17 protein-coding genes are annotated in these 14596 nt (G+C 37.0%); 7 read left to right on the top strand and 10 right to left on the bottom strand.

The window, feature by feature from the left end; all coding sequences use genetic code 11:
• Window positions 1-96: 96 nt before the first annotated feature.
• Together AC1TO5_RS17735 and AC1TO5_RS17730 are read right to left on the bottom strand one after the other, a co-directional pair.
• Window positions 97-447, bottom strand: a complete 351-nt coding sequence (locus tag AC1TO5_RS17735) for a DUF2178 domain-containing protein (RefSeq protein ID WP_482064169.1) — start codon at window positions 445-447, stop codon at window positions 97-99.
• Entirely contained in the window at window positions 437-676 is a 240-nt protein-coding gene (locus tag AC1TO5_RS17730; protein ID WP_482064168.1) for a helix-turn-helix transcriptional regulator, read from the bottom strand. The genes AC1TO5_RS17735 and AC1TO5_RS17730 overlap by 11 nt, the downstream gene beginning before the upstream one ends.
• 265 nt (window positions 677-941) lie before the next feature.
• Here AC1TO5_RS17730 and AC1TO5_RS17725 point away from each other — a divergent pair, with 265 nt between their 5' ends.
• Window positions 942-1763 (top strand): sugar phosphate isomerase/epimerase family protein, encoded by an 822-nt coding sequence (locus AC1TO5_RS17725; RefSeq protein ID WP_482064167.1) that lies wholly within the window; start codon window positions 942-944, stop codon window positions 1761-1763.
• A gap of 89 nt (window positions 1764-1852) precedes the next feature.
• Here AC1TO5_RS17725 and AC1TO5_RS17720 read toward each other — a convergent pair whose 3' ends face one another.
• Window positions 1853-2599: a VOC family protein gene (locus AC1TO5_RS17720; protein WP_482064166.1), complete on the bottom strand. Its 747-nt coding sequence runs from the start codon at window positions 2597-2599 to the stop codon at window positions 1853-1855.
• A 202-nt stretch (window positions 2600-2801) separates the two neighbouring features.
• Window positions 2802-4358 (bottom strand): ABC-F family ATP-binding cassette domain-containing protein, encoded by a 1557-nt coding sequence (locus AC1TO5_RS17715; RefSeq protein ID WP_482064165.1) that lies wholly within the window; start codon window positions 4356-4358, stop codon window positions 2802-2804.
• A gap of 221 nt (window positions 4359-4579) precedes the next feature.
• On the opposite strand from AC1TO5_RS17715, the gene AC1TO5_RS17710 reads away from it, so the two are divergent.
• Entirely contained in the window at window positions 4580-4867 is a 288-nt protein-coding gene (locus AC1TO5_RS17710) for a hypothetical protein (RefSeq protein WP_482064164.1), read from the top strand.
• 83 nt (window positions 4868-4950) lie between these two features.
• On the opposite strand, the gene pyk is transcribed toward AC1TO5_RS17710, so the two are convergent.
• Entirely contained in the window at window positions 4951-6369 is a 1419-nt protein-coding gene (gene pyk / locus AC1TO5_RS17705; RefSeq protein ID WP_482064163.1) for a pyruvate kinase, read from the bottom strand.
• A gap of 153 nt (window positions 6370-6522) precedes the next feature.
• Here pyk and AC1TO5_RS17700 point away from each other — a divergent pair, with 153 nt between their 5' ends.
• The 4 genes from AC1TO5_RS17700 to AC1TO5_RS17685 all read left to right on the top strand — a co-directional run bounded on the left by AC1TO5_RS17700 (window position 6523) and on the right by AC1TO5_RS17685 (window position 9746).
• Window positions 6523-7299 carry a helix-turn-helix domain-containing protein gene (locus tag AC1TO5_RS17700; RefSeq protein ID WP_482064162.1) on the top strand — a complete coding sequence of 259 codons (777 nt, stop codon included), beginning with the start codon at window positions 6523-6525 and terminating at the stop codon, window positions 7297-7299.
• Between the two features lie 257 nt (window positions 7300-7556).
• Window positions 7557-8294, top strand: a complete 738-nt coding sequence (locus AC1TO5_RS17695; protein ID WP_482064161.1) for a hypothetical protein — start codon at window positions 7557-7559, stop codon at window positions 8292-8294.
• Window positions 8295-8490: 196 nt separating this feature from the next.
• Complete coding sequence (locus AC1TO5_RS17690) at window positions 8491-9129, top strand: pentapeptide repeat-containing protein (RefSeq protein ID WP_482064160.1); 639 nt, start codon at window positions 8491-8493, stop codon at window positions 9127-9129.
• An 11-nt stretch (window positions 9130-9140) separates the two neighbouring features.
• Window positions 9141-9746, top strand: coding sequence for a pentapeptide repeat-containing protein (locus tag AC1TO5_RS17685; RefSeq protein ID WP_482064159.1), 606 nt, complete (start codon window positions 9141-9143; stop codon window positions 9744-9746).
• A gap of 106 nt (window positions 9747-9852) precedes the next feature.
• Here AC1TO5_RS17685 and AC1TO5_RS17680 read toward each other — a convergent pair whose 3' ends face one another.
• The 3 genes from AC1TO5_RS17680 to AC1TO5_RS17670 all read right to left on the bottom strand — a co-directional run bounded on the left by AC1TO5_RS17680 (window position 9853) and on the right by AC1TO5_RS17670 (window position 11814).
• Window positions 9853-10416: a hypothetical protein gene (locus tag AC1TO5_RS17680; protein WP_482064158.1), complete on the bottom strand. Its 564-nt coding sequence runs from the start codon at window positions 10414-10416 to the stop codon at window positions 9853-9855.
• A gap of 71 nt (window positions 10417-10487) precedes the next feature.
• Window positions 10488-10943 (bottom strand): YhfM domain-containing protein, encoded by a 456-nt coding sequence (locus tag AC1TO5_RS17675; protein WP_482064157.1) that lies wholly within the window; start codon window positions 10941-10943, stop codon window positions 10488-10490.
• An 88-nt stretch (window positions 10944-11031) separates the two neighbouring features.
• Window positions 11032-11814: a YqjF family protein gene (locus AC1TO5_RS17670; RefSeq protein ID WP_482064156.1), complete on the bottom strand. Its 783-nt coding sequence runs from the start codon at window positions 11812-11814 to the stop codon at window positions 11032-11034.
• Window positions 11815-12032: 218 nt separating this feature from the next.
• Between AC1TO5_RS17670 and AC1TO5_RS17665 the strand changes: the two genes are divergently transcribed.
• The gene (locus tag AC1TO5_RS17665) at window positions 12033-12437 is read left to right on the top strand and encodes a hypothetical protein (RefSeq protein WP_482064155.1); all 405 of its coding nucleotides are present in this window, start codon (window positions 12033-12035) and stop codon (window positions 12435-12437) included.
• 80 nt (window positions 12438-12517) lie between these two features.
• Here the strand turns inward: AC1TO5_RS17665 and AC1TO5_RS17660 are convergent, their stop codons facing one another.
• Entirely contained in the window at window positions 12518-13804 is a 1287-nt protein-coding gene (locus tag AC1TO5_RS17660; protein WP_482064154.1) for a DUF4179 domain-containing protein, read from the bottom strand.
• Entirely contained in the window at window positions 13797-14342 is a 546-nt protein-coding gene (locus AC1TO5_RS17655; RefSeq protein WP_482064153.1) for an RNA polymerase sigma factor, read from the bottom strand. The genes AC1TO5_RS17660 and AC1TO5_RS17655 overlap by 8 nt, the downstream gene beginning before the upstream one ends.
• Window positions 14343-14596 lie beyond the last annotated feature (254 nt).

The following is a 14596-nucleotide window of genomic DNA, read 5'->3' as shown; positions in this document are numbered from 1 at the left end:
CTTCAAAGGACAGGCTTTAAGGTGAAAATACTGTGCCTACTCAACGAACAAAGCATTATTCACCTGATCCAGCCCCTCTCACTCCTCGACCTTCCCTTATGAAAAATCCTTTTTATATTGGACGGCCATGTAAATTCCACCAGCTAAAAATGCCAGCGTATATTTGTACAAGAAAAAGATGTTCCACATATATTCTTTAGGAAAAATCATATCACATAGAATAATTGCCCACAGCACACAGTAACTGCTTTTCAAAAAGATTTTATTTGTCCGTTCGTCGTCTTGCCCAATCTTCTTATAAAATACATAGGCAAAAATCGCACTACCCATAAGCAGTAAAAAACCAACTCCAATGAGAATACTCCAATTTCCCGTAGATTGTTCAGCCCAGGACTTTAAAGGGTGAAAAATTGCATTATGGATATCTGAGAAAAACTTAGTTATCATTTTGATCATTTCCTTTCAAATAAGTAAAAATATCGTTTACATCAACATTAAAAAAATCGGCAATTCGAAAAGCTAACAGCAGAGTCGGAACATAATTTCCTTTTTCCATTACGAAGATGGTTTGTTTGGAAACCCCGACTTTCTCTGCTAATTCTTGCTGAGACATTCTGGCAAGTACACGATATTCATATACCTTATTTGATATTGAATCACCAAAATCTTTCTTCATGACAACCACCTCTTGAATCAAATTATAAACTGACTCTTTATAAAAGTAAAGTAAACTTATATAAAAACTTATAAAACCTTTACTTTAACTTAGATTACTTTGATCTAACAAGAGAAGAATGCAGAAAGAACCTAACGAAATTCATGATTCCGTAAGGTTCACATATTGATAAACTAGTTGACTAATATGGAATTTTATAGTTTGCTAGAGATGAGCTGGATGCTATTTATCTGGATGAGTTGTTGAAATTGGGAGGGAATGAAGCATGTCAGTTGGTGTACTTGCACATTTAATGGGAAGCTTACCTTATCGTGAGCTGGCAGTAAAAGTGCGTGAGCATGGTTTTAGTCACGTTCAACTTGCACTTTGGAAAGCGATTTCAGATGTAGATTTTAATGAATATGGTAGGATCAGTCCTGGTCTTGCCATGTCTATCGCCAATGAATTTCAGCGGCAGGATGTACATATCTCAGTATTAGGCTGCTATTTGCACTTCTTTCATCAGGATGAAGAGATCAGAAGAAACAATGTGAATCGCTTTAAGGAACTTATTCGCTATGCTTCTTTATTCGGTGCTCCGATGGTAGCTGCGGAAACGGGTACTAATTCAGTGCCTTACACGAAGCAAGATTGGGCGATTATGAAGAATACGCTGGAAGAGCTAGTAGAAGAAGCCGAGAAATGGGGCGTCTTTGTCGGTTTAGAGGCAGCACATGGTCATTTGATCGGAACTGCGCCCGAGCTAGCTCAAATGCTTGATGAAGTACCTTCTTCTATGATCGGTGTCGTTATTGATCCAGGTAATCTGCTTCATGAAGGTAATCTTGAGCAACAGGATGCAGTAATGAATGAAGCATTCTCTCTACTCGGAAATCGTATTATTGGAGCACATGCAAAAGATCGTATTCGCTTAGCAGATGGGACCGTGCAAACCGTTCCTGCAGGACATGGCTCTATGAATTATGAGCTATACATGAAGCTACTGAATCAATACAAACCAGAGACTCACATTATTATGGAAACAGCTACTGAAGAGCAGATGGCGGGCTGCAAAGCATTTATTGATGAAATCCGCGCACGTGTATAGAATAATTAAAGTTAGATACTAGGCTTATAAAGCGAACTGACAGCTTTCCACTCCAAAAGGGGTGGAAGGTTGTCAGTTCTGTTAAATTTCTAACGATTTATTATATGTACATTATTAAATTCTATATTTTTTCTAGCATAGTTAGCATTATTGCACTGTAGTATGACTTCAACTTTATAGGTATCGGAATGAATGAAACGTATCGTTTGAGCTGCAAGATTAATAGTTAACATATTTGCTTGTTCCTCGTAATCTTCGAACAATGCGTAAATTACTCGCTTATCTTCCTTCGTTAATTCACCGTAAATATTCACTTCCGAAATACCATTAATATCGTGATCACGACTGTTCGGAACCATATATTGATGCATAAATTGTTTGGATTTTTCGTCATTCATTTGCTGTAGAAAAAACTGAAACGGTACACCTTCAAATGCAGATAGATAGGAGTTACGCCAAGGCATCGTCTTACTGAGCAGATTGAAGAACCAACGGAATTTCAAAGGCTCTGGGGGCGTTATAGATACATTACGACTCTTAAGATCCTCGTAAACTTTATCAATATCCTCGACTTCTAATGCGAAGCCAATTAATCCTCGATGTCCTTCCATATATTTTTTTGTCCATTCTTGGATCCATCCACCGCCATCATTCCGTTTAATTCGTACTAACTCAAAATACTCATCTCCGATCCAAATATTCGATACTTTGAATCCCTTTGTGCCCTTCCCCCATTTAGGATTGTACGGCAACCCTATAGAATGAATAGCGTTAATTATTTCTTTATCCTTTTGTATGGATTGATCTACATTTATTACAAGATGGTCAATCTTCAAGTTATCACCTCTCCACAAATTTCACAGTTATAGTATAACCTTACTATAATATCAATGATTTAACTATACCGCTAAAGTGAGTTAGCATGAATTTTCATTACAATATGAAGTATCGCATAACACAATATTTTTGTTAATCTACTCAACAATGGCACAAAAAAATGCAGCATACCAGGGAGGTATACTGCATTTATAGTTTGATTTAGAATACTTTAGTTGTCCAGTCTTCACAATTCCAAGTTTCTGTAACAACATCACGGTAGAATTCAGGTTCATGCGATATAAGAATTATGCTACCTTTGAACGCTTTTAGCGCACGTTTCAATTCTTCCTTCGCATCTACATCCAAGTGATTCGTAGGCTCATCGAGTACTAGCACGTTTGACTCATGATTAATAATTTTACATAGTCGAACTTTTGCTTTCTCTCCCCCGCTTAATACGAGAATTTTACTTTCAATATGTTTCGTCGTTAAACCGCATTTGGCAAGCGCTGCACGAACTTCAAATTGAGAATAGTGAGGGAATTCACTCCATACTTCTTCAATACATGTTTTATTGTTAGCATCTTTGGCTTCTTGCTCGAAATAGCCGATTTGCAGAAACTCACCGCGTTCAACTTCTCCTGATACCGCAGGAATTAATCCTAAAATACTTTTTAACAATGTTGATTTACCGATACCATTGGCCCCGACCAAAGCTATTTTCTGTCCACGTTCCATGCGTAGATCAAGCGGACGAGATAGTGGCTCACCATAACCAATCACTAATTGTCTAGCTTCAAAGATCAACTTACCAGATGTACGTCCTTCTTTGAAATTAAACTGAGGCTTCGGTTTGTCTTTCGCAAGCTCGATAACATCCATCTTATCTAGCTTCTTCTGACGCGACATCGCCATATTCCGTGTAGCTACACTCGCTTTATTGCGAGCAACAAAGTCTTTCAACTCAGAAATTTCCTGCTGTTGACGTTTGTAAGCTGACTCTAGTTGTTGTGTACGCATCTCATGTACTTCTAGGAAATGATCATGATCGCCTACATAACGCTCCAACTTTTGATTTTCCATATGGTAGATCAAGTTGATGACACTATTCAGAAACGGCAGATCATGCGAAATAAGTATAAATGCGTTCTCATATTCCTGAAGATAACGTCTTAACCACTCGATATGTTGCTCATCCAAGTAGTTGGTAGGCTCATCTAGTAGCAAAACATCAGGTTTTTCCAGTAACAGCTTCGCAAGTAATACTTTCGTACGTTGCCCACCACTAAGATCATTAACATCTTTGTCTAGACCAACATCTGTTAATCCTAGTCCACGAGCGATTTCATCTACTTTAGCATCGATAAGATAGAAATCCTGATTCGTTAATGTATCTTGAATGTTACCAACTTCTTCAAGCAATTTTTCTAGCTCTTCAGGCGTTACATCGCCCATCTTCATATACATATCGTTCATTTCCTGCTCTATATCGAGCAGATATTGGAATGCACCTTTTAATACATCGCGCATCGTCATACCTTTTGCAAGGACTGCATGTTGATCCAAATAACCAACGCGCATCCGGCGCGACCATTCAACTTTACCATCATCAGGCTGAAGTTTTCCTGTAATGATGTTCATAAATGTAGATTTACCTTCACCATTCGCGCCAATCAGTCCAATATGTTCACCTTTTAACAAACGAAATGAAACATCATTGAAAATTGCACGATCACCGAAACCATGACTTAGACGTTCAACGTTTAATATACTCATTATGCACCCTATCCTTTATTCTTATCTCGATATATTATAAGCGAAATTAGGGGGTAGACTCAACAGTAAAATGAAATTTCCCAAAATCAACACTACAACTCTATCACATTTTTTGTCGATAAGTATATGCAATGCGCCATCCACAAACCGACAAACATTGTTACAAACCTTTGTTAGTATAGAAACTAATCCGGTTAAATAACTTTTGAGGTGACTATACTATGGAATTAAGTTTGATCACGAATGAACATTTTCAAAATGAAACAATCTGCTTCGATGGCTTTGCATTCACGAACTGTATCTTTACCGATTGTGTAATTTTAATTACTTGTATGGATTTCGAATTTAAAAATTGTACCTTCTTTGGTTCGACATTGCACATTGAACCATCGTTGCCGATATTTGAAATCTCTCATCAACTCTCGCAATCTCTCTATGACGATTCAACGCACTGCTATCGTGATGATTATCAATATCCGCAAACGGCATTACCATTGCCGGCACGTTAATTCTATGTACATGAAAAGAGCAGTTACGTTGCAATCTACGATTGCGGAACGTAACTGCTCTTTCTATATACTATATAGAGGAACTATTCAACTTGATGGATTTTGATAAGATTTGTAGCGCCTGCTCGTCCAGTAGGAATACCAGCAGAGATAACTACAAAGTCACCCGATTCAACAATATTAGTACGAACGCTGTTACGAATAGCAGAGTTAAACATATCGTCTGTTGTTGTAACATACTCACCTTGGACTGGTACAACACCACGAACAAGCGTTAGACTTCTTAATGTCTTTTCATTCGGCGTTATCGCAATGATCGGAGCTTGTGGACGGTATTTGGATACCATACGAGCAGTGAAGCCACTTTCAGTAGGCGTAAGAATCGCTTTTGCATTGAGTTGCAATGAGCTGTTTACAACCGCTTGAGAGATAACTTCAGTTATGGAAGTTGATTCCACATTCATTTTCTTCGCATAGCCTTTATTGTAATCAATCGTTGACTCTGCACGTTCAGCAATCATCGTCATCATTTTCACAGATTCAAGCGGGTATTTACCTGCTGCTGACTCGCCAGACAACATAATCGCATCTGCGCCTTGTAGCACTGCGTTAGAAACGTCACTTACTTCTGCACGAGTTGGACGAGGATTAACTTGCATGGAATCCAGCATTTGTGTTGCTACGATAACCGGCTTACCAGCTTCATTACATTTATCAATCATCATCTGTTGGATCATTGGAACATCTTCAGCTGGAATTTCAACACCAAGGTCACCACGAGCAACCATAATACCATCAGAAACTTTGATAATCGCATCAAGATTTTCTACACCTTCTTGATTTTCGATCTTCGAAATAATTTGAATATGTGCTGCATTATTATCTTCAAGAATTTGACGAACTTCTAATACATCTTCAGCTTTACGAACGAATGACATAGCGATCATATCGATGCCTTCTTTAATTCCGAAGTCAATATGAACAATGTCTTTTGCTGTTACGCCTGGTAATGTCGTGCTAATGCCGGGAAGGTTAACACCTTTACGAGGTTTCAATGTTCCGCCGTTCATAACTTCGCAATGCATATTTGAGCCTTCAACATCCTTCACATGCAGCTCAATCAGACCATCATCAATTAGAATAACATCTCCAGGGTTGATAACACTTGTCATATCTGGATAGTTCACACTAACGCGAGAACCATTACCAGCTACTTGCTCAGTAGTTAATGTTAAGATTTCTCCTGCAACTAACTCGTAGCTAGACTCTTCAAGTGTACCGATACGAATTTCAGGACCTTTAATATCCATCATCGTTGCAATGATTTTATTAGCAGCGCTGGCTGCTTCGCGTACTAGTTGAATACGTCCGCTATGGTCAGAAAGTTCACCATGTGCCATGTTTAGACGCGCAACGTTCATACCCGCGATCATCATTTCCTTAAGGATTGAAATAGAATTACTTGATGGACCCATTGTACATACGATTTTTGTGTGGCTCATATAAGTCTCCTTCTGATATCTGTTATTTCCAGTGTCAATAAATTTGATAAGTTAATTTACACCCTTATTGTAGTCCTTTTTCAGCACAGCGTACATGAACTATAGTATAATGGATGGACTATAGTATACCGAGGTGCAATGATGATCACAGAATTGACAATAAAGCATGATCAAGGAATGAATTGGCAGCAACACTTTACACATATATCCAAACAATACCATTTATATATTATGACTTATGGCCGCTGCTCCTTCACCTATGACGATGTAACCATCATGGCAGAAAAAGGAGATTTTATCCTTACTCCGCAGCACGCTACCATTATTGAGGAAACTCCCAACCGAACTATTCATCAGAAATTTAGTTATCAATTTACGGCATTGGACGAGCTTTATCAGATGCTCCCTATGTTGCAAAGTACTTCCATGACTCATTCTACGTCAGGTTTGTTTGATCGTACGATGGAAACATTTCGTCCAATATGGAGTGAATATGGTGAAGAGCACACCTATACAAGTTTACGTGCAAGCTCTTTTCTGCTAGACACTTTGGCGCTTTGGCAACGAGAGTTAGACCGCGGGGAGTTGGCACCCGCTTCAATTATTCATATTGACCGAATGAAAGCTTATATTCAAAGTCACTATCGCGAACATATAACGAAAGAACATCTTGGCGACTATATCCGTCGTAGTCCAAATTATGTTGCGAATCTATTCAAGAAAGGTACAGGACAAACGATTAGTGAGTATATTCATTCAATTCGCATGAAAACAGCTATTTATATGCTTTCCCAATCTGTATTAACTATTACAGAAATTTCAGATTATCTTGGATACTCAGATGTTAGTTACTTCCAACGAATTTTCAAACGAACTTATGGCAAACCAGCAAGTAAGTATTTGGATGATCGTCGTAGTAATGGTGGGTGAATTAAAAATTGTCATTCAGGAACGACAAATATACCGCCCATACCAAGGAATCCGTCTATTTGTATTCCTTATTATCCTTATAAAGCCAATCGCCCTTAAAAGCGACTATTACAGTAGGGGAGTCATGTATCTAGCATGGCTCCTTTATATTTCCATTTTACTATTGGACATGAGACATTTCAATCCACGCAACTTTCGAATACTACAACACGTTAGGTAATTAAGTAGTAATATTTTGGAAGTGAGGCGTTGATTCTATGCGAATCTTATTAGTATTTGTATCATTTGTCATTCTTATAACTGGTTGTTCTAATGTATCTCCAAAACGTCTAGATGTGTCTCCAAAAAATCTAGTCGAGACGACACTTGAAGTGCAATACGGTGATCTCCTTAATGATGTTGACTATATTTCGATTAGAGGCGGTGATGGAGAACTGTATGAAATTAGGCAACCTGATATTATTAAACAATGGGTACAAGATGTCTCTACCCTTCCACTTGCAATTTATAAAGAAACAGATAGCACAGTTGGAACGCTTTATAGCGTAAATCTCTACTCCGCCAGCGAATTAAATGTGCAGTTCTCTACAACCTCTGTGAATGGTTATCACCTTAAGTCAAACACAGAATTAGCTAATGCCATTAATGATTTACTGATTTCAACCGAAATACAGTCCATTATCGTAACATGTACTGAAGTTTGTAATGATTTCATGGACGAACCATTTCCAGAACTGATATTTGAGGACGTCAACGATTTAAAAGTATTCGAAAATGCAATAAGATATGGAATTATCGATACGCGTGAAGCCGAATATGCTCCTCTGTTTCATATGAATGTGACTTTTAAAGATGCATCACCAATAGAGTATCAATTGAATGTTGCAGAAGATGCGAACATAAAAAACGGCTTACTACTGACTTCAGATGGTGAGGCTTACGTTATTACTGAAAAAATAATAAATGAATTAAAACTACTGATTTATTCCCACTAAATTAAGTTCTCCTAATATTGTAGCTTGCTGATGTCTCAGATTCCAGTAAGCCATTGCACACACTTTCATACTTCTTTGAATTCATTTAGCCATTGCACATACTTTCGCATATTTTTCAAGCTTGTATATTAGTTGGACAATCATTATAGTAGATTACACATTGACGTAGTTACTCTATTTTTTTCCGGAGGTATACATGAATAGCAAGATTGAATCACCTAAAATCCCTTTACAATTGCCTGCACTTACTGGGCAGCTATACTCCTTGCAATCAAAGGATGAATTCAGCAATAGTACGATTCATGATATTACAATTGACGATCAGCATGCTAATAAAGTCTCTTTCGATAAAGTAGTCTTTAACAATATTACTATAATGGAATCCACACTGCAGGAACTGGAACTTACTGATGTCATTTTCGAAAAATGTGATCTGTCTAACGTTGATTTGTCTGGATCTTTTCTTCATCGCGTGCAATTCAATAATTGTAAATTAATCGGAACAGACTTCACGAAAAGCAGATTCCAAAACGTAACTTTCCAAAACTGCGTTGGCGATTACTCCGTGTACCGCTTTTCAACTTTCAAGTTAGTAGATTTTGATCATTGTTCTTTGATCAACTCAGACTTTTATCAGGCCACTGTACAAAAGTTTTCCTTCTCCACTTGCAACATTGATCAAGCTTTATTATCAGGTACAAAGTTGAATGGAATTGATCTTAGCAATTGTGAATTTGACGGTTTGCATGTAGATATTGAGGATTTGGCAGGATGTATCATCGCTCCACAACAAGCAACTTCGTTTGTCGGTCTATTAGGCTTAATTTTGAAATAGGGAGGAACACCATGTTTGAATATATTGATCAACACTATAAAGAAGTTAATTTTAATCATAAGGATTTGAATGAAGGGGATTTAATTCGCTGTACCTTTGAACGTTGCACTTTTGTAGATACCTCATTAGAAGAAATTAATACGAGTAATTGCCGTTTTATCGAATGTAGCTTTAATGGTGCAGCGTTAAATAGTTCCATTCATACAGAATCAGCATTTGAGAACTGTATCTTTGACGAAGCCAATCTGTTCGTCTCAAAATTCAATAATTGTAAAATGACAGGATCAAGCTTTATTAAAGCACGTATGGAAGGAATTTCAATAATAAACGGAGATTGGTCCTACACGAATTTGAGACAAGCTCGTTTTGAGAAACAAGATTTGCGAGGCATTCGTTTTCATGAGGCAGATCTTACAGAGGCAAATCTACAAAAAGCTGACTTGCGTAATTGTGATCTGACGAGAACTGTTCTTGCAAATGCTAAGCTACAGGGTGCAGATATGCGCGGTGCTGACTTGGACGGCGTTAACTTCATGTCGTTTAATGTTAAAGGTGTGCGACTAGACAGAGAACAAGCCGTCCATTTCGCTCATTCTTATGGTGTAAAGATAGATTAATTGACTTGAAGCTTAATCGATTAGAGACAGTGCTGACCCTTACATTAATGTAAACGGTACCCTATAGAATAGAGATTTGAAAAAAGGTCTATTCTATAGGGTATTTTTATTTCCCTCTAAAATAATCATCTACTAATTTTTCATATTTATCTGCGACACTTTTTATTTTTGTGCTCACCTCAATAAACTCCGATGATGTTGGTTCTAGCAGTAGTTTTTCTTTCTCTTTATCCTTCATTTCAATAATGCTCTTACTAATTATCATGATTTCATCATTCATCTCTTTAAATAGCTCGGTTGCTTTTTCTTTGTTTAAAGGACCTTTCTCAAGGGCTAAATCTTTAAATAGTGGGTCATAAGCCATTGTGAGTAGATTGTATATATTCCAATTAATTTCATGTGGACTTCCCAATTTAAAATTATAACAAGTTCGATTTACATACCATAGAAACTTTTCTGAATCTTGAAAATCATTTATTATATAGTATTTATTAATCGTTTTTGATAGAAGGTATAGTTGATTCCATTCAGCGTCCATATTGTCTATTGCTCCTTCTATCAGTGAATTATTCTGTTTATTTATCACAACATAATTTACAGTAAGTAAAAACAGGATAATTACCATGACAAAACAACCAATCATCCACTTTTTCTCCCCAAACCATTTCATGCAACCGTTCCCCTCCTCAATTATTAGCATTAATGTTAGATCCTCTACCGGTCGAATTCTGCTAGACAAGATTATTGTTGTTGTTCGACTAAATCAATTAGCTTAACATTCATTTCTTCTGGAAAAGTGTAGATGGTATGCGTATCACTAGTTTTCATCAGCGCACTCTTTTGCCCTTCTTCTCCTATCCACAAATGATATCCGTCTTTACTCTCATTCGCATAAATAACATCCAAATTAAAATCTGGACTAATCATATCCACTATACCCGCTTCTTTTTCAACACTGGAAATAATCCTTCTAAACGTTTCAATAGCTTCTACATCACTGAACACTGTTAGACCGTCGCCTTTTGATTGATACAGATTTATCTTTGTAATTTCTAATAGCAGGTTATCAATTTCTTTGGGTTGTATTACTATGTCAGTTGTCCCCACTTCCAATGTACGATTATCTGCTGATTGGCAACCAACAGCAATAGTAGACATTACAGTTGCACATAAAAAAAGTATGATGATTTTCCTCATAAATAATAACCTCCAAGTACGTTTATATTATTATTCAACATAGACGAACAAAACCCACTTAAAGTTTCATTTAATAAAATCATCAAAGTTAATTATTGTCTGGCCGACAACCTTCTAACAACCAAGCATGCACATGAAGTCTTTTCGCAAAATGAAAAAGAGGTTTACTTTGTGGTACTTCAATCCCAAACGAAGAAAACAATGAGTTAATTTCTATGTCGGCTTCAGCAGGCTGTAGCGGCCATTGACAATGATCAATCTCACCACGGTAGACACGCCCCTTCTTATCTACACTGTACAGACAATACCTCTCACTAAGCCAATACTCCAACGTTCCTGGCTCGCTTGTGATTACATCATCAATTGGACGATACGATGCTTTGAATTGCCCGCTAATAGCTCTTGAGTCTCTGCGAACACTATAATAACTCACATGATGATGCTCGTCTGACTTATATTGAATCGTTGTTCGAAAGTACGGAAGATGAAAGCCAAGCCTCGCCAATTCAACCATAATAGATTGATCTGCATCTAAGCTGAAGAAATATACTCCAGGCTTTCCGTCCAATGTGACATACGTTCTTAGATTAATTTGGGGAAATTGCGACAAATAAGGTATTGAAGGGATAAATCGAGGTCGCACTCCACTCATCCAACAAGGTACGATGCTAATCCATGCTTGTCCTTCAAATGTATCAAGCGGTAAGTAAGCTGGAACAATGGCTTGAAGCTCCTTTACTGGAATTGGCCAGTGAGCAAATAAAACATCGTTCCACGTTTGATGCATTACCCAAGGTCGCTTTGGTGTAGGGTAAGGGCGATGATGCATATCTATTGGTGAGTCACATTCTATTTGCTTCCTACTTGCCATACTTTATGACCTGCTTTCTAAAGTGTTTAATGTCACTTATCATTATTGTGATATCCTCTTTTCATTATTGACAACCTTCTCTTCTTCTAGTGGTGTATCAACCAAGTATTTGCAACATTACGTTACTTTGTTTCGTTATGTAACTAATAGGAATGTTAAAATATAACATCGAATAAGCAGTTTGAACGTTTCTAAATTAGATAAGGAGAGTGTCTGTAATGAAAGCAATCATTGCACTATTCATTGCTATAATCATACTTACAGGATGTAACCAATCCAAAGCAATTTATTCTCAACCTTCGCATACTGCGATAAGTATAGGTAATCCAACCGCAGAAGAAATTCTATCTCGAAATCCGGATGCAGATATTTTTCAATACAAGGATATTGTTTACGGGAATGCAAGTGATATTGAATGGGTACAACAAGCTGAACTAACGATTGGTGAGCATGTCGGAACGATAACTAAACAATTTACAGATGATCTTACTTTCGAACATGAAATGGCGACTAAACTTCCCGTTGACACGGAAATCTATGAACCAGTAAAAAAAATGGGTGGAGTTTTAATTGTTACAGTAAATGACAAGGAAATAAGATATCTTGGTATGATCGAGGGTTGATTCATTAGTTAAGAAAAACAAGGTAGTGAACTTGAACATTTCTTCAAGAACACTACCTCGTTATTAGGTGCATTAGCAATCTACTTTACTGGGATTTCAATTTCGTAATTGTATGCTTTCATATAATGCATACCTTCAATTCGTATATATTGTGGTTCATCTGTAGTATCAAATAGTAACGTACGTTGCTTCATTATTGTACCATCTGCCTGCTTTATCATATCCTGTTTAACTGTTGTAGTTAATGCAACTATCCCCTCTTTCGTTTCAACAGACACACCATCAAGCATTACATCCTCATCCGTTGCAATGGTTACTTCTACTCTTTCTGAGCTCATAGTAATATTTTTCACCCAAAGTTCTTTATCTTCAAGCATGAATGGCTCATCTACAATAGCTTCTAGCGAAAATTTTGCCTCTAGCTTCTCATAACCTACAAACTCATTGATAACTAATTGCAATGACTCAAGCTCTTTCGGCAGCACATCGTATTTGATTTCAAATGTGGTCCCTTTATAAGAAGTTGTTCTTCCACTACCTATAATTGGAATCTCATTTTCATTGGCGATTAATTCAATACCATCTAACGCTGAACTCACTCTATCAAAATTTTTGACATTCATCGTTCCTTTGATCAAAGTCATCGTTGGTGTCGCAGTAATCGACTTAAAAGTAATTGACCCTTTATCTACCTTATAGCTTTCATTAATCTTTTGCTTAATTTCAGTTTGCATCGCCTTATCTGGATAATAGTCAAATGTAATGCTATCTTCACTCATCTGATTAGTAGTCGCATTTTCCCAGTAGGAAAGTGTTAATTGCTTAGAAAAGGGACTTACTGGATCGAAAGTCATCATCCCTTTTATTTCTGTTTGATCGTCATTAAGGATCGAAGTTCCTGAATTAAAATTAGAATCGGTTAGAAAACCGTTAATATGAGGTCTGCTAAATACGTCGATAGTATCATCCAGCCCACTTTGATTAGATAATGTGTAATACATAATGAACTGATTGGCATCCGACATAATCCCGTCTATGACAAGTTCTGTGCCATCTAGAAGTGTTGTTCTTACGTCTATACTTTGTCCCATACCCGCTTCATTGAGATAGAGTAACGTACCGTCAATTAAAGCATCAAATCCAAGTAGCTTTTTACCATAGTAAGCAAATGCATTATAGTTGTAACTAACAATGGATGTCATTATCAACACTGCCGCTGCGACCTTCCACACCTTTGCAAAACGTTTTTTCTTCTTATTAGTAGTCTTATCTAAAGCATTACGCAATCTTGATTCTAGCTCATCAGGTGCTGTTATGGAGTCCATACGATTATGCTCATCGTTCAACAGTTTTTCGATATCATTCATTAATATCACCCCTATAATGGTTTCTTAATTTTTTTAACCCTTCAAATATTCTAGATTTAACCGTTCCTAATGAAACATTTGAAATATCGGCTATCGTTTGATTATCAAGATCATGAAAATACTTTAATTGAATCGCTTCTCTTTGATTCTCATTGATATGTAATAATAATGCCTGTATATCCATTTGTTGATCGCTGTTACGATAGGGATCATTCCTGTACGGGTCGATTACCTCATTTTCTTCAAGGATATTCATATCCTCCATTAACAGCAGCTTCTTACGGTTATTAAGCAAGCTTTTACAGCAATTAACCAATATAGTTTTGCTCCAGCTGTAAAAGGATTCTTCTTTCTGCAGCTGATGTATCTTTTCATAAAGGATTACAATCATATCCTCCATTGCATCTAGCGCATCATCGTTATTTCCCGTATAGCTGAAAGCAAGCCTGTAATATGTATCTTTCTGGGACATTATTAATTGGAGCAATGCTTCTTTATTGCCTCTCTTGGCTTGCTTCACTAGTTTGACTACATTCATTTCTTCACCTCTTTCACTTGTAAGAGTGTTTAGTGTGGTTAAAAGTTCATTTTCCAGAAAAATTATTGTTCATTTTTTTTGGTGGAGTTATGTGGTTCTGAATAAAGCAGGTGGATCGAATCAGCAGGATTACAACCATTGTTCTGTTTCAAGAGCATTTATGATGCATACACTTAGTTTCCGTTTTGGATGTAATCATTATATTTAAAATAAATAGAAGGTGCAATTCATGAGAATCACACCTTCTTATTTTC

The organism is Paenibacillus sp. Y930 (genome assembly GCF_056786375.1).
Note: the sequence above shows the minus strand (reverse complement) of the source record. Positions and strands in the feature narration are given on the sequence as shown.

Bases quoted from the DNA above. Each gene is read 5' to 3' on its own strand.
- AC1TO5_RS17735 (WP_482064169.1), bottom strand. From the start codon at position 447: ATGATAACTAAGTTTTTCTCAGATATCCATAATGCAATTTTTCACCCT.
- AC1TO5_RS17730 (WP_482064168.1), bottom strand. From the start codon at position 676: ATGAAGAAAGATTTTGGTGATTCAATATCAAATAAGGTATATGAATAT.
- AC1TO5_RS17675 (WP_482064157.1), bottom strand. From the start codon at position 10,943: ATGAGGAAAATCATCATACTTTTTTTATGTGCAACTGTAATGTCTACT.
- AC1TO5_RS17690 (WP_482064160.1), top strand. From the start codon at position 8,491: ATGAATAGCAAGATTGAATCACCTAAAATCCCTTTACAATTGCCTGCA.
- AC1TO5_RS17725 (WP_482064167.1), top strand. From the start codon at position 942: ATGTCAGTTGGTGTACTTGCACATTTAATGGGAAGCTTACCTTATCGT.
- pyk (WP_482064163.1), bottom strand. From the start codon at position 6,369: ATGAGCCACACAAAAATCGTATGTACAATGGGTCCATCAAGTAATTCT.
- AC1TO5_RS17685 (WP_482064159.1), top strand. From the start codon at position 9,141: ATGTTTGAATATATTGATCAACACTATAAAGAAGTTAATTTTAATCAT.
- AC1TO5_RS17710 (WP_482064164.1), top strand. From the start codon at position 4,580: ATGGAATTAAGTTTGATCACGAATGAACATTTTCAAAATGAAACAATC.
- AC1TO5_RS17660 (WP_482064154.1), bottom strand. From the start codon at position 13,804: ATGAATGATATCGAAAAACTGTTGAACGATGAGCATAATCGTATGGAC.
- AC1TO5_RS17670 (WP_482064156.1), bottom strand. From the start codon at position 11,814: ATGGCAAGTAGGAAGCAAATAGAATGTGACTCACCAATAGATATGCAT.
- AC1TO5_RS17715 (WP_482064165.1), bottom strand. From the start codon at position 4,358: ATGAGTATATTAAACGTTGAACGTCTAAGTCATGGTTTCGGTGATCGT.
- AC1TO5_RS17695 (WP_482064161.1), top strand. From the start codon at position 7,557: ATGCGAATCTTATTAGTATTTGTATCATTTGTCATTCTTATAACTGGT.
- AC1TO5_RS17655 (WP_482064153.1), bottom strand. From the start codon at position 14,342: ATGAATGTAGTCAAACTAGTGAAGCAAGCCAAGAGAGGCAATAAAGAA.
- AC1TO5_RS17665 (WP_482064155.1), top strand. From the start codon at position 12,033: ATGAAAGCAATCATTGCACTATTCATTGCTATAATCATACTTACAGGA.
- AC1TO5_RS17680 (WP_482064158.1), bottom strand. From the start codon at position 10,416: ATGAAATGGTTTGGGGAGAAAAAGTGGATGATTGGTTGTTTTGTCATG.